Consider the following 21,393-nt stretch of genomic DNA (forward strand, 5'->3'; position numbering starts at 1 on the left):
GAGTCCTGTTCAATATCGTTTGAACTATTTAAAATAACAAAAAAGGCAAGAAATGAATCTTGTCTAAAAAAGTCTAACTTTTGGGGTGCACTACATAATAGTTCCATTTTTTATTTTTGATTGTAAACTATCTACCTTCGATTAATCCTACATTACCATCTGAACGTTTGTAAATAACGGCTGGTTGATTTGTATCACCATCAATAAAGAAAAAGAAATCATGTGAGAGCATATCCATTTGCAGAGTAGCTTCATCAACAGTCATTGGCTTCAAATCAACATTCTTTGTTCGAACAAGTCTTGAAACTGCTTCTGTTAATTCTTCGCCCGCTTCTAACTCCGCAAACTCATCAGCTAAAGCGGTATGTTCAGACTTGGTATTGATACGAGTTTTATATTTACGAATTTGACGGGCCAACTTTTCTTGAACGGAGTCAATTGAGTTATAAAGGTCACGAGATTTATCCTCAGCACGAAGCGTTATTTGCTTTGCTGGAATTGTTACTTCAACTTTGGCGGACTTGTCTTTATAAGTTTTAAGACTAACGTGAGCAATCATCTCATGACCGTCGTTAAAGTACTTCTCGAGATTAGAAATTCGATCCTCGACATAGTCGCGTAAGGCTTCGGTGACTTCGATGTTTTCGCCACGGATGTTGAATTTAATCATAAAAACCTCTTTCTATTAGCCATAATCGCTTTAACTCTGATACTTAATTCTAGGGTAATAAGCATCAGAGAATAAAGCGTTTACAACCTTATGGTTTAACTTATTATACCAAATTAACTTTTTTTTGGCTTGAAATGATTTTACAATTAAGAACTTAAATTTTTCTTCAAATATGACGTTTGATTAAGATGAGAACTTAAACATTATTCGAGAATAAAGGCTTCTGCAACGGCAAATTTCATTTTATCTTTTTCACAAGTTACAGTCACAATTTGATTGTTTTTAACTTCTTCCTTAAGGATCATCTCCGAGAGTGGGTCTTCAATTTCTCGTTCAATAACTTTTCGAATTGGTCGAGCTCCATATTCAGGGTCAAAGCCCTTTTTAGCAATATATTTAATAGCTGATGGGTTAATTTTTAGGCCAATTTCTTGCTTGGATAGGTGGTCAACCAATCCCTTGGTCATATATTTAACAATTTGATAGATCTCGTCTTCTGTCAAATTATGGAACACTATCGTCTCATCAATTCGATTAAGAAACTCCGGACGGTAATGAATTTTGAGCTCTTCCAAAATACGTTTTTTCATTGCGTTATAATCTTGTGTCCAGCTTTTGGTGGCAAAACCTACTATTTTGTCATCTCTTAAAGCTGTTGCGCCAAGATTTGATGTCATAATAATAATAGTATTGCGGAAGTCGATTTTTCTTCCCTTGGTGTCTGTCACAAAGCCATCATCAAGAATTTGTAACATAACATTAAAAACATCTGGATGTGCTTTTTCAACTTCGTCAAGTAAGACCACCGAATAGGGTTTGTTACGCACACGCTCTGTTAATTGTCCCCCTTCGTCATAACCAACATAGCCTGGAGGAGCACCTATAAGACGACTGGTTGAAAATTTCTCCATATATTCACTCATATCTACACGAATAAGATTGTTTTCTGAGCCAAAGACGCTGGCAGCAAGAGCTTTGGCAAGTTCTGTTTTACCGACTCCAGTTGGTCCAAGAAACATAAAGCTTCCGAGAGGACGGCCCCCAGTTGAAACTCCTGAGCGACCACGACGAATCGCACGAGATACAGCAGAAATAGCCTCTTCTTGTCCAATCACCCGCTTATGCAATTCCTTTTCAAGATTGATAATTCGATCTGTCTCCGACTTGCTCATTTGTTGAACCGGAATTCCAGTCAAACTTGATAGAACTTCATAAACATCCTCCTCTTTAACTTCAGCTTTACTTGAATTTGAATTCAAAGAAGACTCATATTTTGACAACTTTTGCTCTATTTTTTCAATTTGCTTATTGATAGCCTTTGCCTTTTTCAAATCAAGTAGCTCAACAGCTTTTGGCAAATCCTTCTTTAGCTTTTCAAGTTCGATTTCATCATCAATATTCTTATTCGTAAAAGTTTTTTCAGTAATTTTAACCTTAGCTGCTGCTTCATCTAGTAAGTCAATTGCCTTATCCGGTAAACGCCGGCTAGGTTGATAACGAATACTCAATTCAACCGTTTTTCGGATCGCTGATTCTGATATTGAGATACCATGAAACTTTTCGAATTTTTTTCTAAGTCCATTTAGAATTTCAATTGCTTCATTTTCAGATGGTTCATCAATATTAATCTTAGCAAAACGACGCTCTAATGCCTCATCCTTTTCAATATATTTTTGATATTCCTTATACGTTGTCGCACCAATTAGTTGAAATTCACCGCGAGCAAGTGCTGGCTTCAGTATGTTTGAAGCATCACTTACAGAATCTTGCCCCCCTCCTGCCCCAATAATGGTATGAAGCTCATCAATGAAGAGAATTGTATGAGGGTCTCTACTAACCTCATCAACAATTGCAACCATACGATCTTCAAATTCACCACGCAAGGAAGTGCCTGCAATTACATTAGCCATTGAAAGAGAAACTAACCGTACACCCAGAAGATTTTTTGGAACGTCACCTTTAATTATTCGCGTTGCCAGTCCTTCTACAATTGCAGTTTTTCCAACACCGGGTTCACCAACCAGAACAGGATTATTTTTCCCACGTCGACTTAAGATATGAATTATTCGATCAATTTCAACATCTCGTCCAACAGTCGGATCGAATTTTCCAGCAATCGCTTGTGCTGTCATGTCATCAGAAACTGTATCAAGAGTTGGTGTTTTTGAGTTTTTATCAATTGATTTCGTCCTACGACGTTGTGACATAGGGGTGATTGGCTTGATTGGACGTTCGGGATGAGGAATTTGTAAATCATTATCTTTAATTACAGATTTAAAAAGATTCCGCATATCCACGTCAAGCTCATCCAAGATGGTTAATGCAAAGGAATTATCCTCATTTAACATTGCAAGTAATAAAAACTCAGTTCCTATTTTTTCAAGGCTATTTTCTTTGGTATATGCGAGAGCAGTATCCAAGATTTTTTTCAGCCGAGGACTGAAGTCCATATCTGATTTGTTAAAAATATTATGACTTGAATATGCTTCTAACTCTTCTGCAATAAGCTCATAAGTCACACCACGATCAATTAAATAACCATCCACTAATGTATCAGAAACATCCACTAGAGCCGCCAATAAATGCTCTGAACCGACAAATTGATATCCAAAACGGTAAGCAATGTCAATTGCACGCTTCAAAACTTTTTGTGCCGAAATTGTGTAATCATTTTTGTTGAATAACATTTTAATTCCTATCTAAACGTTGTAACACTTCGTGCAGTAGATGACCGCGGGTAAGGTCAGAGATTTTGTCTGAGGAAAGAACAACCAAGAGTAGATTTCCCTCTTGCTGAGTCAAAATATTTTCCTCAAAGAGCATTTGCAGCACTTCACGCATATCTTGACTCGTAAGTAAATATGGTAATCGTTGATAAAAATCAGATAAAAAATCATGCTTACTTGAATAGTCAAACTTAACAATTTTGATGTAGCCACCGCCACCTCTTTTAGATTCCACATCAAAGCCTTGATTTGAATTAAAGCGAGTTTTTATAACATAGTTGATTTGAGATGGAACCACAGAAAATCGTTCAGCTAATTCAGAACGTTTGATTTCGATCTCACTGGCTTGTGCTTGAGCTAAAAGCTGTTTTAGATAAGCCTCAATCATATCTGAAGTATTTTCCATTTTTCGATCTTTCTTTATTTATTTAAGTCACCCTGAACGTTGTGAACGTTAGAGAAATTCGACTTTGACTATATCTGACTATTATACCATACGCCAATTTTACCGCAACTTATACAATACTATTAAATGGAATCAAGAATAATTTTGGTTTTATAGATTCAACAATCCAATAGACCTTTTCACAATTAACGATGGTAAAGGATTTTTCTCATGGCGATTGATGACTAAGTGCACGAAAGCCTATAAAATAATGCACAAGACTCTTCAATCTGGAAAATCCTCAAAATGAACACCCACACTTGAGGTTTTTAAATATAATATTAGGTAATAACAACAATTTTTTATATATTCGACTATAAAAAAACTGCCAAGGGCAATTTTCATTTTCTATTTATAAATCAAAGCAGATTCACTAATTAGGACTAAAAGTAAATCTTATTGTGAAACCTTCATAATCTTAACATTCATCTCAGCACCATTAGGAAGTTCAACTTTAACCAAGTCACCTTTTTTGCGGCCAATAAGGGCACGAGCAATCGGACTTTCGTTTGAAATCTTTCCTGAGAATGGATCAGCTTCTGCTGTACCAACAATTTGGTAAGTTTCTTCCTCATCTTCACCCTCAGTCAGAATACTCACTCTCTTACCAAGAACAACCACATTTTTTGCAACGCTTGAACTGTTGACGATTTCAGCTGAACGGATCATTGATTCCAATGTTGAAATTCGTCCTTCGATGAAGGCTTGCTCATCTTTAGCTGACTCATACTCTGAGTTTTCAGATAAATCTCCGTATTCACGAGCAGTTTTAATGCGTTCAACTACTTCTGGGCGCTTTACAAGCTTGAGCTCCTCAAGTTCTGCTTCAAGCCTTTCAAGACCTTCTTGGGTCATTTGATATACTTTTTCTGCCATATTATTCCCTTTTTCTGTTAACCGCCAATACTTCAATGCATTGCGATTCGACCTTTAAGGACAACTCAGATTAGGCCACTGACGCAAAGATAAAATAGGTTACGGTTTATTTTTGATTATTTTAGCACTAAATCGCTTTATTTCAAGCAATTAAGTTTTTTGAGGACTAGTTTCCTCCTAAGTACAGCTGGACATCTGCATCGTGCTCAGCAGAAGTCTCTTCAAAGTGAAGCGTTCCAGTACTATCTGCAATAAAGTAATAGTAAGAATTTGAAGTGTGATTCATCACCGCTCCCAATGACATAGCACTTGGAGAGACAACTGGACCAGGACCAGTTCCTTGATTTGTATAGAGGTTGAATGGAGAATTCATACTAGTATCTATATTTGCATCATCCTTAGCACTTACATTTGTACCAAGTTTTCCCTCAGCATAGAGAATTGCCACATTTGAACCAAGAGCCATGCCCTGATTAATTCGTTTGAGGAATACATCAGCTACATTTTTACGATCTGATTCTGTGTTTGCCTCTTTTTCAACTAAAGCTGCCAAACTTATAAATTGATTCACATTAAGATTAAGTGATGAAATTTGATCATAATAAGGTTGCATATTTTTATCCATTGCCTTAATCATTTGTTCAACCACTTCTTTCAGGCTAGTTCCTGCGGCGTATTCATATGTAGCTGGAAATAAATAACCTTCAAGTTGATATTTAACTCCAGAATCTGCTTTTGGTAAATTTACAAACAATTTGGGATATTTAGCTGCCATCTGAGAAATAAAGCTTGGATCAGTCACAATTTTCAAGAATTCATCTTTTGAAAATGGAGAGGCAGTGGAATCCTTGCTTCCTGCATTTATTGTGATTGCTGTTGAAATTTGATCAAGTGTGTATCCTTCTGGAATTGTAACTTTACCAGTGATGGTTACCCCACCCTTGACAAGTGTTTGAGCAATTTGAAGGGGAGTCATGCTCTTAGATAAATTGTAAGAACCAGACTTAAAATTAGTTTGCCCTTTAATCAAAGCATAAATATTAAAAATAGTTGGATTTTTGACTAGATTATTATTTTTAAGAATATTCGCAACATTTTTTGAACTTGTTCCAGCAGGGATTGTGACGAGGTGTGTTGTTTTATTGTTTGGATCAACCGCTTTTAAATTTGAAGAAATATAAGTGTACCCGAAGCCACCAAGAGCTAATAAAAGAAATATAAGAACAATTGCAATCGATCTTCCAATATGAATTTTCGATTTCTTTTTTTCCTTTTTTTCAACTTTGTTCAATTTTTTTTCTTCAGTTTCTTCATTAAAATTGCGGGCTTTCCTACTCATTATTAAGGGGTTCTCTCTGATTTCATTACTAATTGTAACTCGATTCGCCTGACTTAGTCCATCCTTAATTTCTGGAGATTTTTCGACAATTTTTTCATCACTTCTTACTGAAGCATGAGCCTGTTTGCGGGTCGCAAGCGCTCGTGCAAGCGCAGGACTTATATCAGGTTCTTGAGCCTCAAGTGGATTCCGAGATTTTTTAGATTCAGGATGGAGCGTATGATTGAGATCAGAAAACTCCGATTTTTGAGTCGTCTGGAAACTTTCAAAGTCATCAAGCTCCTCAGAAGGTTCTTGAATAAATCCTTTAATTTTCTCCGTGTGTACCTTTGGAAGTGGTGATTCGGATAAATTATCCGTGATAGCCACAGATTGAGATTTAGACTTCATAGAAGGGTCTTCAGGGTCTTCTGAATCATCATACAACCGAGACATAATCATCTCTTTAAAAGAGACATACTCTTTAGTGTCTGAGGTCTTTTGGCTATTAGTTGATGAACTCTCCTTAACATCATTCATGTTATTTTTCAATGATTTTGGAATTAGACCTGAAGTCAAAAGATCTGAATTTTGAGGCAATTCAGATATTCCTTTATTTTCGTTCTCAATCTCACTTGTTTTTCTCTTAGGGAGCTTATCTAGATAGTCAACTTTGGATATTTTTGATGAATGAGAATTATTTTCAAATTTTTGCTTTTTTGAAATAATAAAATCATCGTCATCCATTGACATAATAGGTTGATCAACCATTAGGTGTGACTTCATAACTTTCTGACTATCAGGTCTTTTATTTGTCAGATAAGAATTATCTTCATCTCCTCCAACATGAACTTTTCCTTGCTCAAACATTGCTTGCTGAGCAATTAGCTGGATGTCATCGGGAACTTTCCGTTCAACAAAAACAGGTGTCCCAGGCACAGGCTTGGGACTACTTTCAAACTCTGACTGCGGAATTTCCTTTAGAAGGAAATCGCTAGAAAGGCTTTCGCTGTTGATTTCTTCAGACAAAAGGGCCTCCTAAATTTCTATAATAAATATTAAAATATTAAAATTAATATTAAAAATTAATCTTCATCGTCGTCATCGTCAACTTCTCCGATTGCCCCGACTTCATCTTCAGGAATTTCAGCGTCAATTTCAACTTCAGCAAGCTCTTCATCATAAGCTTTTGCTTCATCTTTGTCCTCATCAGACTCATCGTCATCATAACTGATCTCTTCGATCTTTTTGGGAACAAAGCCCCCACTGTCTGACTCATCATCATTTATAGTAACATCAAGAATATCTTCATCAAGCTCATCTTTGATCTTATTTTCATCATCGAAATAATCAAGTGAGATTGTTTCCTCATCAATGGAGTCAATCGCATACCATGAACGAAGTCCCCATGTATTGTTACCAAGTGGTATGAATGAGCCATCCGTGTTTAAGTCAGTATAAAAATGAGACAAATCAGCTGACATTTTCTCATCTGATTTTCCTAACATACTTTGAACTTCAGTCACGATATCAGCAAATGCCATCTCTTCACCAGCTTGATCAAGTAAGGCATGTGCCACTTCAATCATAGAAAGTTCTTCAATATTTTGGCCTTCAAGTGCTTTAATTTTCATAAAAGATTAGATCCTCCGGAATTATTAATTAGTAATGTAAAAGAACTTTATAATCAGTGCCTTTAAGCTTTTCTCTACCCTTAAGTTCATCAAGTTCAATAATAAAGGCAGCTCCAGCAACTACACCACCTAGTTTTTCAACTAAAGCAATAGTTGCTTCAATTGTTCCACCAGTTGCAAGTAGATCATCAACTATCAGAACACGTTGACCTGGTTTAATGGCATCCGCATGAATCGTCAATGTATCAGTTCCATATTCTTTTTCATATGTTTCTTCAACCACCTCACGCGGAAGCTTTCCTGGCTTGCGCACAGGAGCAAAACCAACTCCCAAAGCATAAGCGACTGGACAGCCAATGATGAATCCACGAGCTTCTGGTCCAACAACAAGATCGATTCCTTTATCACGCGCATATTGTACAATTTCAGTACAAGCATAGTTAAAAGCATTTCCATCAGCCATAAGGGGAGTTACATCACGGAAGACAATCCCTGGTTGTGGGTAGTCTTTAATTGTCGCTACGTACTCTGAAAGTTCCATAATTAAGTTACTACTGGTATCTCAACTCAGTAGTCTCTCCATTCTTTAGTTTATTATAAATTTCTTTGACCGAAGATAGGGCAAAAAACTCTTGTAATCGGATTGTTTCTTCAAGTTCCTGAAAGATCTTGCTTTCTCTGATCTCACGCTTCTCAGCATTTTTTACTACTGACATTAACCCATCTTCAAGCTTGACAAAGCCAAGTTCTTCGAAAATTTGTATCATCTTAACGAGTAAGTCTTTTGGAATTTTAAGATAGTTTGAGAGTTCTCCTAATTTAAATCGGACATCAAACTCAGGAAATTGATAGATTGCTTTAAAAAGACCCGCATACTGGTCACGGCTTCCAGACCCATTGAGATAGTAGGACTTTTCAATTTGATTTAAAAAGTAAACTAACTCCAAATTTTCAGAAAGCAGGGCATTATGCAAGACTTCAAGCCCCGCTTTTCCGGTCGGAGCATCTTTTATGAGCAATACAGAGTTCATTATACCATTTTTCAAAGAATTATTCTCAAAAATGCCAATTTTGTCCTGAAAGTCTGCTATCGTCATTGGGTGGCTACGTAAATCGACCAATTCAATTCCAACTGCTCGTGCATCCTCTACCATTAATTGTAGACTTGTTTGTCCATTCCAAGTATTGCTCGAAACTTGAACCATGAGTTCTGTCTCTACCTGTTCAAATTCAATAGCCTTATTCCCTTGTCTGAAAAGGACCGCATCCAACTGAGTTTTTCCCTGGCTTAGACGCATCTTTAGATGTGAATTATCCTTACCCATAGTTCGGATGTTTTGAGTTTTAAAGTTTCTGAGTAAGAATAAAGGTTTTGGGTTTCCCATCCCAAAGGGTGAAATTTTAGCGAGCGACTTTAGCGTATCAAGTGAGATTTCATCAAGCAAAATTTCTTCGGCTACCTGTAAATTAGGTTTTGCTGATAAATTTGTCCCTTGAAACTTAAGTTCTTCGTTTAAGACTTTGCGAAGTTCTTCAACTTTATCTACATCAATCGTCAAGCCACATGCTTGAGCATGCCCTCCAAATGCTTTGAAAAGATCTCGATGCTTCGTAAGTGCTTCAAAAATATTAAATCCAACTACTGAACGACCAGAACCTCTAAGCTCACCCGTTTTTTCATCCAAAGATAACATTATTACTGGTTTTGAATGTTTCTCAAGCAAACGACCAGCCACAATGCCAAGAACTCCTTTATGCCAATTTGCATGGTAAAGTACTTCAACTGATTTGTTTGGATCTATCATAGACTCAGCTTCAAGCATAATTTTTTCAACAATGTTTTTTCGCTCAGTGTTTTTCATCTCAATGAATTTTGCAATTTCAAGATTGGCTTCTTCATCCCAACCTGTTAAAAGTTCAATTGCGGGATTCGGATCATCTAAACGTCCAAGTGCATTTAAACGAGGTGCGATTTGAAAACCTATTGCCTCCTCATCAAGCTTTCTTAAATCACAACCTGCTAATTGCATCAAATGGATCAAACCTGAACGATCAGTATTTTTTAGTTGATGAAGTCCAAGAGAAACAAGTACACGATTTTCTCCACCGGGGCGAAGTGAAACCATATCCGCCACAGTACCAATTGCCACAAGATCTAGCATTTCCATCGGGATTGACTCAAGTAATGCACAGGCAACCTTAAATGCCACCCCCGCGCCACACAGATCATCAAAAGGATAAAAAGAATCAGGATGCTGAGGGTGTACAATTGCATAGGCTTTTGGCAAAATCTCGGGAATTGAGTGATGATCTGTCACAACAACGTCGCACCCATGGCTTTGTGCCCAATCAATTGGTACATTTCCAGCTACTCCATTATCTGTTGTAATAATCAGACTAACAGCCTCTTTTTCAATCCAATATTTATAAACATCTATATTAGGACCATACCCATCGGTGAAACGATTAGGAAGATAAACCTGAGCCAACTCGTCAGCACCAAGTTCATCCAATGCCGATTTCATGATGGAAGCAGATGTCATCCCATCGGCATCATAGTCTCCATAAATGAGGATCTTCTCTTGATTTTCAATAGCAGTACGGATCCGGTCTACTGCCTTCTTCATATCATGCAGAAGAAAGGGATCGTGTAATTGGGAACTGTCTGGATTTAAAAAAGCTTCTATTTCGCTTTTGCTTCTAACGCCTCTCTCCCACATGATGGAAGCTACAATCTTATCTATTTTTTCTTTTTTTACAATTTTCACGAAGTCTTCAGAAGGTTCCGTTTCTAATAACTTCCAGTTATACTTTGCTTTTATCATTCTTTTAATTATATCAAAAAAGGCCAGATAACCGTCCTTCTTAACTCATCTTATTTCAATACTCAATCTACTATTTGATATTTTCTAATACTTATTCCAGCACTCTTAAGAAGTTCTTTGGCATAATCGGTGTCCCCATACTCGCGACCATAAACGATTTCTGAAATTCCAGCCTGAATGACGAGCTTGGTGCAGATTAAACAAGGAAAGTCCGTCACAAAAATGATCGTTCCTTCAGTTGACTCACCATACTTCGCACATTGAATTAAGGCATTTTGCTCAGCGTGTACTGTTCTAATACAATGACCGTTTTCAATCTTATGCCCTACTTCATCACAGTGGACATCACCAGAAACTGAACCATTGTACCCTGTCGCGATAATATGCCTATCTCGCACCACAAGCGCACCCACATAACGACGATCACAAGTTCCACGGGAGCTCGTGAGTTGAGCAATTTCCATAAAATACTGATCAAGGGAAGGGCGTGTCATTTAATTCTCCTTATTTTCACAAAGATTTTTTCATTGCAATTTTAATATGGACTTGAGTTCGTAATTGAAACAACCTGTTTCGTTGCATTTGCAACTTTGCCTGAAAATTGGCTTTGAAGCTCTGAAATAGTCAAACTTGCCTGTGTCTTCCAAACAATTTCACTCCAATTACCAGAAACGCCATTAGGAAAAGACGGAATTTGGAAAGTGACCTGATCGCCTTTTACCAAAAATTGTGCAGAATTTTGCTCATTTTTCAGGCTGATACCCGATGGACTGTTTCCATAATAATCTTTTCCAGTCCCATTTATTCCACCATTAACAAAGACATATACTGTTGTGCCATCATTATTGTTAAAATACTGTACTTCGTATAGGCCTTCTGAATTTTCAACTCTTGATGCCAAAAGATAAATCAAATCAGTCTGAGAAATCGAAGCAGCCGCGACAGAGCTGCTTGACTCTGTGGAAGTGGAATTTGATGACGAGGAATTAGATTTAACCTGAGAACTCGAAATAATTGAACTCGTAGAACTTGAACTGCTATTTGATTTTTTTTCAGGTGTACAAGCTACTAAGATCCCAGCTGATATTAATATAGTAAAAACCAAAGCAATATTTTGAAAAGTTTTCCTCATGGCAGACCTCCAAATCTAAAAATTCTTTTGAAAATGGAATTCTTAAATTAGCTCTATTATATCATTTATAGTCAAAGAATTTCTTGGAGACCTTGTCAAAGAGTTTAGGCGAAAGTGCTCTGGCTTTTGCTGCCAATGCCATTGAAAAAGGTAAGTTTAGCTCTCGACGTTTGCTGTCAAGATTTTTGACAATCTTTTCAGCTACAAATTCTGAACTAATAGCATGCTTACCTACCTTTTTCAGATAATCACCATTGTTAGCATGAAATTTGGTAAAGACAGGCCCTGTATTCACTGTCAAAACTTCTTTTCCTTCCATCCTAATTGCATCAGAGAAGGCGATAACTGCTGCCTTACTAGCTGCGTAAACACTTGATTTAGCCGTTGGAATTTTTCCAGAAATGGACGCAATATTCACAATCTTATCTGGATGAAGTACTCTGGTTAACTTAATGAGATCAGTCGTATTAATTTTAAACATCTCATCGATCTGAGATTCTGATAAATTGGTTAGCTCCTCAAAGATACCAAACCCAGAATTGTTAATCAAGATGTCAATATGTGCTGGAAGATTTGGCCTAGGTAAGCTTCTACTCAGAAGAAAAAGTTGATCCTGAGTGAGTAATTTTATTAAAGATTGGGCAATATCTCCTGTCGCACCTGTAATCACAATATTTCGATTAGATTTTTTCTTCATAGAAATCCTTAGCTACGAAAGAATTTTCAAAAATGCTTTTCGCTCCTTGAGCCAGTTCAGAAATGTCTGCCCCCATATATCGAGCTGAAACATGATTCATAAGAAGTCGTTTGACCTTTGCCTCATTGGCTACTTCTGCGGCTTGACGACTACTTGAGTGCCCATGATTTTTAGCCATTTTTTCATCACCAGCCTTGTAAGTTGCTTCATGAACGAGCACATCAGAACCAATAGCAAGATGAACTGACCGATCCGTTTTCCTAGTATCACCCAGAATAGTAACAACCTTACCTATTTTTTCATCACCAATATAATCTTCTGGTCTGAAAGTTTTACCTTCAAACTCGACCGTTTCTCCTTTTTTAATTTTTCCAAATAGGGGACCAAAAGGTAGGCCATCCGCTTTCAGACGATCAGAATTTAGTTCGCCAACCCTATTTTTTTCAACAATGCGATAACCAAGACAAAAAATTGTATGATCTAGTTTCTCTGTATAGACTTCAAAAGTTTCATCTTCAAAAATTTTACCTGCTTCACTTAACTCATGAAAGTTAATACGGAAAGCAAGATGTGTTTTTGTCAGTTTCAATGAATTCATCACAAAATCTTTAATCCCAATAGGACCAAATATATCCAGTTCTGTTTGCCCGTCTTCATCACTAGCTTGAAAATTTCTTGATGCTAAAAATCCTGGCAAGCCAAAAAGATGATCCCCATGCATATGAGTTATAAAAAGCTTTGCTACTTTCCGAGGTTTCAAAGTCGTTGACAGAATCTGTCTTTGTGTACCCTCACCACAGTCAAAGAGCCAAACTTCATTTCTCTCATCAAGTAACTTAAGGGCGGTTGAGCTGACATTACGAGCTTTGGACGGTTGTCCTGCAGAAGTTCCTAAAAATAATAGTTCCATATATTTCTCCAACTTTTAGATAGTTCGTAAAAATTAAAAAAGCCCAACGGGAAATTACATTCTGAGGCACGAGGTCTAGAATTCATCTTGGAAGCAATGCCTCCTGACCGTCCGTTGGTTTTTTAAAAGTTTTACAAAGTTAAACATGTTAAACTCAATTTTGAGCTCGGGGGGAATCGAACCCTCATCTCAAGAACCGGAATCTTACGTGATATCCATTACACTACGAGCCCATAACGTAGTCAATTTTACAGAAATTTCTCCAAAATTGCAAATTTGTGAAAACCACTTTTTATTAACTGAATAAAAATACTACAACTTGAATTAGCAAATAAATACCATAAACCAGAACGATTAGCCCAGAGAGGATATTCACCCAAAGGAGAAATTTCTTTGGTAACTTTTCTTTAAGAAAAGAAATTAAGATAGTAATACCATAGAACCAGATAAACGTTGCTATTAGGACACCAATAATAAAATAAACTGAACTCAAATTTGAAAGAGTTCCTTTGAGTGCACCTAACATTAAGGAACCATCAATTAGTGCTTGAGGGTTCGCCCAGACCAGAAGAATTGAAGAAAGGATAACATTAAGTACTGTTTGTGATTGTTGCCTTTCTAAGTCAGGAGTAAACCTTGCTTGTTGTGCTCCCCTTAGAATACCCCATGCAATATAAATCAATAAAATACCTCCAATAAACATTACAGTTATTTTAAATATGCTATTGGTCGAAATCAATGTTCCCATGCCATAAAAGGCTACTATTTCAAAGGTAGCATCAGAAAACCAAAGAAAAAAGGCATAAACTAAGGCCCTTCTGAGTCTATTTGATAAAGCACTATTAAAAACATATAAATTTTGCATCCCAATGGGTGAAATAACTGCAAAACCAATTAGCATACCTTTAAAAACTTCAATTAACATTTCTTAATTATACACTCAAAGTCATCGCTCGCGCGCAAATAAGACCAAGAGTTTCCTCTTGGTCTTATTTAACCCTTTTGAGAATCATTCAAAAACGAATTGGTTCTTGTAAAGTTCAGCATAGAAGCCATTTTGAGCGACTAGCTCATGATGGGTGCCACGCTCGATAATTTCTCCGTCCTTAAGGACAAGAATCACATCAGCATTCAAGATTGTCTTCAGACGGTGTGCAATGACAAATGAGGTACGGCCAGCAATAGCTGCCTCCATGGCCCATTGAATCAATCGTTCTGTTACAGTGTCTACGTTTGAAGTAGCTTCATCCAAAATCAAGAGTTCCGGATTTGTTAGGATAGTACGCGCAATCGATATCTGTTGTTTTTGGCCAACAGAGAAGACAGATTCATCATCAGAAACGTGAGTATTATATCCCTGAGGTAAGCTTTCAATAAACTCATGGATATGAGTTGTCCTCGCAACTGTGATAATTTCTTCCATTGTTGCATCTTGTTTACCAAACTTGATGTTGTCTGCAATTGTGCCATCAAATAAGGTTGACTCTTGAAGTACAATACCAACATTTGAGCGGAGTGAATCAAGGTCAAATTCTCGAATATCTGTCCCATCAAATTTGATTGATCCACCTGTAACGTCGTAGAAGCGGTTCATCAAGTTCATTACAGTTGTCTTACCAGAACCTGTAGGTCCAACAAGGGCAACCATTTGGCCTTTTTCAACGTCAATATTAACATTTTTTAAGACAGGTTTACCTGGAAGATATTCGAAGTCAAGGTTTTCAACCAAGACATTTTTCTCGAGTTTTTCAAACTTCTTTCCATTTTCAGGTCGAATTTCTTCTGGTTCATCGAACATGACATTCAAACGAGTCGCACCAGTAATTGCCAATTGCAATTGACCAAAGTTAGATGATATTTGCATAATTGGATTGTAGTACGTCTGAACGTATTGAACGAAAGCAGACAAGAGTCCTAAACCAACAGGCAATGATATGCTATTATTGCCTAATACATAAGCTGTACCACCAAATATAACAATAGCCAAGCTTAAAAGTTGGAACCCATTCATAAGTGGGAAAATCATGCCTGACCAAGCTTGCGCTGCAAAGGTACGTTTCTTTACCCTGGAATTATGTTCCAAGAAGCCATTGATAGACTCTTCTTGAAGTCCCTCAACAATGATCGCCTTTTGTCCTGAGATTTTCTCATCCATGTAGGCATTAAGTTGTGAAACTTCTTCTTGTTGTTTATCGGTTGATTTCTTAGCCTGATGAATGATGACCAAAGATGCCAAAATCGCAATTGGTGAGGCTGAAATTGTCAACCACGCAAAGGTCACATTCTTGTTAAACATTTCGATAATAACACCAATAAAGAGGGCACTATTTGAAATAACTGAAACTAACGCTTGATTCAAGGTATTTTGAATATTGTCCAAGTCAGAGGTAAAGCGGGCCAATATATCACCATCATGATGATGATCAAAGTAAGAGATGGTTAAACGTTCTAACTTACCGAATAGACCCTTACGCATACGATTAGTTGAATGTGCAACAATACGGCTAAATAACAATGTGTAGATCAACATTGAAAGACCCGTTGCAACGTAAGCGGCTAATAAGAGCCACATACCTTTCATGAAGTTAACTGTTGAAGCCGCCGATGAGTGAGCCACTGAAATCAATTGGCTCAAAGATGTGCCACTAGATTTCAATCCATCAGCAATGGCTGCAGGTACGTTTGAGTTCGTCAATTGACTCCAGTTTGCTGGCATTTTAGCCATTTGTTGCAAACTATCAATTGTTGTCCCAGCTGGCAGGTGAGAAGTCACAACTGAAGGGACATTAGTTGAAGTCAAACTTTGCCAATCAACTGCGTGACCCGTAGCAGCTGTCAATTGTTGAGCAATTTGCTGTAAAGAATCTTGAGCAGTTGTTGAATATGTAGCAATTTTCTTCAAACCATTAATTGCATCTGAAGCATGCTGATGAGTAAAGAAGTCTTTAACATAAGTCGCCAAATTTGTAATGGCATCACCCAACAGTGATGGGGCAACAACTTGAAGCCAAGTAGCTGAAATAATGAAGACAAGAATGACCAAAAATTGTAACTTATATTTCTTAAGGTAAAGATAGAAAAATTGAAGGGCACGTAGAGTATCAGACTTTTGTTTTACAGATGTATTTTTTTCCATTTTCAGTCCTCCTGCGCTTTCTGAGTGTTGTAGATTTCTTGATAGATAGCATTATTTTCCACCAAATCATGATGCTTGCCTTCACCAACCAATTTACCTTGGTCAAGAACCAGAATTTTATCCGCATGAACTACTGAAGAAATCTTTTGAGCAATGATAATGGTTGTTGTGCTCTTAAGTTCATGATTTAAAGCTTCTTGGACCAAAGCTTCAGATTTTGCATCAAGAGCTGAGGTTGAATCATCGAGGATTAGAATGCGAGGATCTTTGACTACCCCACGAGTGATTGACATCCGTTGTTTTTGACCACCTGAGAAATTGTTTCCACGCTCTTCAACTTCAGCTTCATATTTGCCTTCTTTTGTTTCAATGAATTCGGCAGCTTGAGCTATACGAGCGGCACGTGTCATTTCTTCGTCTGTTGCATCATTCTTTCCCTGCTTGATATTTCCTGCTATAGTTCCAGAAAAAAGAATAGCTTTTTGGAGAACTATCGAAATATTTGACTTCAGTGTCCCACGGCTGACAGATTTAAGATCTTTTCCTCCAACAATGACCCTGCCTTCGGAAGGATCAAAGAGACGCGGGATCAACTGTGCCAATGTGGACTTACCTGCACCAGTAGCTCCAACAATGCCAATCATTTGACCCGCTTCTATTTTGAAGCTGATATCTTTCAGAGTTAATTCGTCATCATTTGGATAGCTAAATGAAACATGCTCAAATTCAACAGAACCATCTAGAATTTCATTTTCAGCTTTTTCATCAAACTTCATCACAGATTCAGTAGCCATAACTTCATTAATACGGCCGATTGACACCATACCACGAGAAGCAAACATTGACATCATGCCCCCCATAATGATGGCAAACATAATCATACCCATGTAAGTCATAAAGGTTGTTAGACCACCTATACTATTTGTAGCTACCGTAGGTGAATCAGTCACAAAGGTAGAAACAAAATAAATGGCAACCCAGATAGCACCTTGAGCTATGACAGTGAAGAGAGGAATCATAGCTGAAAAGAGCTTTCCAACAGCCCAGTTGTGTCCGTAAAGTTCATCTGAGGTCTTATCAAAATCCTCAATTTGAGTGTTTTCTTGAACAAATGACTTAACTACGCGCGCACCACGCAAATTTTGCTTTGCAATCGCATTAATACGATCCATCAACTTTTGGAAAGCCATAAAGTGAGGACCCATTTGCCCCATCAAGACACCTGTAACTAAGAGGATCAAAACGATTAAGACAAGTGTAATCCACCAAAGTTTTGGCATCGTGGTAACTGAAAGAATGACTCCCCCAATTAAAAGAACTGGAATACGTAGTAAAATTTGGAAGACCATCATCATCAGGGTTTGAACCTGTGTGACATCATTGGTCATACGGACAACAAGGTTACCGGCATTAAAATGTTCAATATTTTCATAGGAAAAAGTATTAATTTTTCGGTAAGTTGCCTCACGTACATCCGCACCGATATCTTGAGCTAGACGGGCTGCGGCCAAAGTTGAGATAATAGCAAAAATAATACCAATTCCCGCAACGATTAGAAGTGCAATACCTGGCCCAACAATTTTTGTTGACATTTGATGACGTGTATAGGTCGTTGAAGACATAATGGTCATGACTTGTTTCATAATTTGAGGCTGATAAAGTTGAACACCAGCATAAAGGAAGGTAGAGAATACTGACAAAAGCGCTATCCACTTATGTTTAATGATCGATTTAAAAATCATAGAATTCCTTTCTAATTGTGAGTTTAACAACTCTTAAGTAATGTAAATATTCAGCATATATCACTAAATATATGTTAAGCAGAGAAATTATAACAGAATTTTCATAATAAATGATAAGATTTCATTTGAAAACGTTTTACTTAGTTTTAATATTCTAAATCTAACGAAATTATTTTACACTTTTACAAGATCACTGTCAACAATTTAGAATTAAAAAAGCCCCAATTAGGGATTCCAAAGTATAAAAATACTTTAACTTTTTTTTGTAACTTGACGGAAATAACATTTCCAAGTACCGTAGCGACGCCAAACAGAACTTATAATTTTTCCGTCGGTCTCGTAGTTTAGGATAAAGGTGCGAGCACTGATTTGATTCGCCGAATAATGAAGAATACCCATTGGAGAAAGGGTTGCTTCAAGGCTTTCTTGGCCTAATTCGTTTATTTCAACAAACCCTTTTGCTTTTAGATTTTTACCTGCTAATAATTGTTCTTCTTTAGAAAGTAGTAATAGCGAAACATTGGCCACGCGTGATTCTTCTGGCAGCTCCGAAGGCTCAACATGGACATCTGTATCATAGACATCAAATTCATCCCGGAGGATGCGTTCAATATCTTCTGTAGCTTTATGACTTTCCGACACACTCATATCTGGAGACATCTCAACAACAACATCCAAAAAGATATTTGCACCGTAAGTACGACCACGGAGCATTTTGACGGATTCAATCTTATGAACTTTCTCAATAGCAACTTTATATTTTTCTAATAGCTGTTCATCAAATCCATCAGAGAGAGAAAAAGCAGATTCTCTAAAAATGTCAAAAGCCGTCTTTAAAATAAAACCACAAATGACAACGGCTGCTAGTCTGTCCACGATAACCCAATGAAAGCTTCCAGCAACAATTGCCACTGCTGTGCCAATTGAAGTTACAGCATCACTCAAATTATCTCTGCTTGCAGCCATAAGAGCGGGTGAATTTACCTGTTTAGCTAAACGACGATTGTAATAAAACACTGCTAGCATCACAACAGCCGCAATCACACCTATTACAGCTCCCAACGGTTCAACCTTAGTCTGTTTATTTTCAATTAGGTTTTGAATAATTTCCCTTAAAACCTCAAAACCAACTAAAGCCATGATAAAGCTTGAAATTAAACTGGCAATAGATTCAATTTTCCAATGCCCATAAACGTGATTATCATCTGCTGGCACCCGTGCCATTCTTAACCCAATTAGTAATGCAATGTTTCCTAAAATATCAGTAACATTATTGAAGCCATTCGCACGAAGTGATTCAGACCCAACTATATTTGAAATTCCTAACTGCATAATTGACAAGGCAATATAAGCGCTGATAGAGATCCAGGCTCCTTTTTCAGCTATTTTCAGGTTTTGTGTGCGTATATTTTGCATTTTTTTATCATATCAGAAAATTTTTGTCTTTTCCGTTTGTCAGCCCAAGAACTTGTGATTCATAAGCTTAGTAAGCACCTTTTCGGTACAGTAGAAATAAGCCAGCTCTTTAGGTCTGGCTCTGTGAATCTTGTTAAATTTGTAGGTTATCTGGATCAATCTGTGCACCCATCTCGCGAAGCTTTTCAATTCGCTTACGAGTTGTGGGATGTGTTGAGAGAGACATTTTCAGTGACATGGGATTAAAGAAAGCAACTGGACCAATGGTTTGGTTAAAGTTTTTTAAAGATTGTTTGTCTTCTTTACGGCTGCCACGCTCTAAGGCTAACAAGGCGCTAGCCAAGGCAGTTGGATTACGAGTGAATTGAACTGAGCTTGCATCCGCTCTTGACTCACGTTCACGTGACATGTATGACTCAGCCACCTTGGCTAATAGTGGAGCTACAATTAAGAATATAAATGAAATAATGATAATCACAATTGCAAGTGGGTTGTTACCACCTTCACGGTTATCATTAGAACGACGTCCTCCTCCCCAAAACATCATCCGACCAGCTGCACCTGCAATAAGAGCAGTCGTTGAAGTGAGGGCAACCAGTTTTGTCATAGCCTGTGAATCACCTTCAACAATATGACCAATCTCGTGACCGATAACACCTTGAAGCTCTTCACGATTATCAAGCACATCAAGAAGTTCCTGAGTGATCACAACTTGAGTATTACCCAGATTGTCCGCACAGGCATAGGCGTTTGCCACGCCTGAGCCACGGAGCAAATAGACTTCTGGAATTTTGGGTAGGTTGGCAGCAATTGCCATTTCTTCAACAATATTAAAAATTTGCCCCTCTGCCAAATGAACAGCATCTCCAGCTGGGGCTTCTAATAGAATTCGAGTAGAGTAATTTGATACAAAGAACATCACAATAATCGAAATAACTAAGGAAATAGCTGCAATGATAAGCATTTGGGTAGCCAATTGTTGATTGCTAACACGTGTTGACAATGTGAATACAACCCCGATTGCAATACAAAGGATCCAGATAATAGCAAAATTAATTATCCAAGCTATTCTAATTCCTTTTTTGAGCCGTGAAATCTCATCACGAAACGTAGTTATTGCCATAAAAACCTTCCTAAGCAAGCAGCTTCGCGTCAAGGCGAAGCTGCTGCATTGTGAACACTCATAGATAGACTAAAATTGAACTTTAGGTGCTTCCTTAACAGCTTCATTTTCTACTTCAAACATTTCACGCTTGTGGAACCCAAACATACCAGCTATCAAGCTTGTTGGAAAGACTTGAATTCCAATATTGAAAGCACGAACACTATCATTATAAGCTTGACGAGCAAATGAAACTTTGTTTTCAGTTGAAGTTAATTCTTCTTGAAGAGCTAAAAAGTTTTGATTGGCTTTAAGGTCTGGGTAGTTTTCAGCTACCGCATTGATGGCCAAACGAGCAGATTGGTACTGTTTCTCAGCTTCATCGACAGCTTCAGGACCAACGTTCTTTAATGCATTACCAATTGCATTGCGGGCTTCAGTTACTTTATTGAATGTTTCTTGTTCGTGCTTTGCATATCCTTTAACAGTTTCAACCAAATTTGGAATTAAGTCAAAACGACGCTGAAGTTGAGTTGATATTTGAGCTGCAGATTCATCAACACTAATGTTCAAACGAACAAGTCTATTTCGTCCACCCCAGAATAGCCAAACGACTGCAAGAATGATGACAACGATAATTATAAGGGATATAGTCATGTTTAAATCCTCCAATTTCTTATGTAAATTATATCACATTATAATGAGTCTAAATAGGCCTTTAGACTTATTGTTACACTAATTTTCAATCAAAAAAGTTAGGCTAA

The 21,393-nt window shown here is 37.4% G+C and carries 18 protein-coding genes and 1 tRNA gene; all 19 read right to left on the reverse strand.

Annotated features, from left to right (window positions below; all coding sequences use genetic code 11):
• Positions 1–127: 127 nt before the first annotated feature.
• The 19 genes from hpf to HNQ37_RS04780 all read right to left on the reverse strand — a co-directional run bounded on the left by hpf (position 128) and on the right by HNQ37_RS04780 (position 21,286).
• On the reverse strand, positions 128–670 hold the full coding sequence (hpf, locus tag HNQ37_RS04690; RefSeq protein ID WP_183539791.1) for a ribosome hibernation-promoting factor, HPF/YfiA family: 543 nt from the start codon (positions 668–670) through the stop codon (positions 128–130).
• 203 nt (positions 671–873) lie between these two features.
• On the reverse strand, positions 874–3,357 hold the full coding sequence (locus HNQ37_RS04695; RefSeq protein WP_183539793.1) for an ATP-dependent Clp protease ATP-binding subunit: 2,484 nt from the start codon (positions 3,355–3,357) through the stop codon (positions 874–876).
• Position 3,358: 1 nt separating this feature from the next.
• On the reverse strand, positions 3,359–3,802 hold the full coding sequence (locus HNQ37_RS04700; RefSeq protein WP_183539795.1) for a CtsR family transcriptional regulator: 444 nt from the start codon (positions 3,800–3,802) through the stop codon (positions 3,359–3,361).
• 435 nt (positions 3,803–4,237) lie between these two features.
• Positions 4,238–4,717 (reverse strand): transcription elongation factor GreA, encoded by a 480-nt coding sequence (greA, locus tag HNQ37_RS04705; RefSeq protein WP_183539797.1) that lies wholly within the window; start codon positions 4,715–4,717, stop codon positions 4,238–4,240.
• Between the two features lie 166 nt (positions 4,718–4,883).
• Positions 4,884–7,064, reverse strand: a complete 2,181-nt coding sequence (gene mltG / locus HNQ37_RS04710; protein WP_183539798.1) for an endolytic transglycosylase MltG — start codon at positions 7,062–7,064, stop codon at positions 4,884–4,886.
• Between the two features lie 56 nt (positions 7,065–7,120).
• A complete protein-coding gene (rpoE, locus tag HNQ37_RS04715) occupies positions 7,121–7,669 on the reverse strand; it encodes a DNA-directed RNA polymerase subunit delta (protein WP_183539800.1) in 549 nt (182 codons plus the stop codon).
• 28 nt (positions 7,670–7,697) lie between these two features.
• Positions 7,698–8,210 carry an adenine phosphoribosyltransferase gene (locus HNQ37_RS04720; protein ID WP_183539802.1) on the reverse strand — a complete coding sequence of 171 codons (513 nt, stop codon included), beginning with the start codon at positions 8,208–8,210 and terminating at the stop codon, positions 7,698–7,700.
• A gap of 10 nt (positions 8,211–8,220) precedes the next feature.
• The gene (gene recJ, locus HNQ37_RS04725; RefSeq protein ID WP_183539804.1) at positions 8,221–10,494 is read right to left on the reverse strand and encodes a single-stranded-DNA-specific exonuclease RecJ; all 2,274 of its coding nucleotides are present in this window, start codon (positions 10,492–10,494) and stop codon (positions 8,221–8,223) included.
• Positions 10,495–10,556: 62 nt separating this feature from the next.
• Positions 10,557–10,988 (reverse strand): deoxycytidylate deaminase, encoded by a 432-nt coding sequence (locus HNQ37_RS04730; protein ID WP_183539806.1) that lies wholly within the window; start codon positions 10,986–10,988, stop codon positions 10,557–10,559.
• 41 nt (positions 10,989–11,029) lie between these two features.
• On the reverse strand, positions 11,030–11,626 hold the full coding sequence (locus HNQ37_RS04735) for a hypothetical protein (RefSeq protein ID WP_183539808.1): 597 nt from the start codon (positions 11,624–11,626) through the stop codon (positions 11,030–11,032).
• Positions 11,627–11,687: 61 nt separating this feature from the next.
• The gene (locus HNQ37_RS04740; protein WP_183539810.1) at positions 11,688–12,323 is read right to left on the reverse strand and encodes an SDR family NAD(P)-dependent oxidoreductase; all 636 of its coding nucleotides are present in this window, start codon (positions 12,321–12,323) and stop codon (positions 11,688–11,690) included.
• Positions 12,307–13,233, reverse strand: coding sequence for a ribonuclease Z (gene rnz / locus HNQ37_RS04745; protein WP_183539812.1), 927 nt, complete (start codon positions 13,231–13,233; stop codon positions 12,307–12,309). Before rnz ends, HNQ37_RS04740 begins: the two co-directional genes overlap by 17 nt.
• Before the next feature lie 161 nt (positions 13,234–13,394).
• A tRNA-Arg gene (locus tag HNQ37_RS04750) sits at positions 13,395–13,466 on the reverse strand.
• A 62-nt stretch (positions 13,467–13,528) separates the two neighbouring features.
• Positions 13,529–14,158, reverse strand: a complete 630-nt coding sequence (locus tag HNQ37_RS04755) for a LysE/ArgO family amino acid transporter (protein WP_183539814.1) — start codon at positions 14,156–14,158, stop codon at positions 13,529–13,531.
• Positions 14,159–14,242: 84 nt separating this feature from the next.
• Positions 14,243–15,958: an ABC transporter ATP-binding protein gene (locus HNQ37_RS04760; protein WP_425486325.1), complete on the reverse strand. Its 1,716-nt coding sequence runs from the start codon at positions 15,956–15,958 to the stop codon at positions 14,243–14,245.
• Between the two features lie 413 nt (positions 15,959–16,371).
• Complete coding sequence (locus HNQ37_RS04765; protein WP_221289062.1) at positions 16,372–18,111, reverse strand: ABC transporter ATP-binding protein; 1,740 nt, start codon at positions 18,109–18,111, stop codon at positions 16,372–16,374.
• 252 nt (positions 18,112–18,363) lie between these two features.
• The gene (locus HNQ37_RS04770) at positions 18,364–19,527 is read right to left on the reverse strand and encodes a cation diffusion facilitator family transporter (protein ID WP_183539818.1); all 1,164 of its coding nucleotides are present in this window, start codon (positions 19,525–19,527) and stop codon (positions 18,364–18,366) included.
• 133 nt (positions 19,528–19,660) lie between these two features.
• Positions 19,661–20,650 (reverse strand): M48 family metalloprotease, encoded by a 990-nt coding sequence (locus HNQ37_RS04775; protein WP_183539820.1) that lies wholly within the window; start codon positions 20,648–20,650, stop codon positions 19,661–19,663.
• 69 nt (positions 20,651–20,719) lie between these two features.
• The gene (locus tag HNQ37_RS04780) at positions 20,720–21,286 is read right to left on the reverse strand and encodes a LemA family protein (RefSeq protein ID WP_183539822.1); all 567 of its coding nucleotides are present in this window, start codon (positions 21,284–21,286) and stop codon (positions 20,720–20,722) included.
• Between the last annotated feature and the right edge of the window lie 107 nt (positions 21,287–21,393).

The sequence above is a fragment of the Lactovum miscens genome, from assembly GCF_014202895.1.
In the GTDB taxonomy this organism is placed as follows: domain Bacteria; phylum Bacillota; class Bacilli; order Lactobacillales; family Streptococcaceae; genus Lactovum; species Lactovum miscens.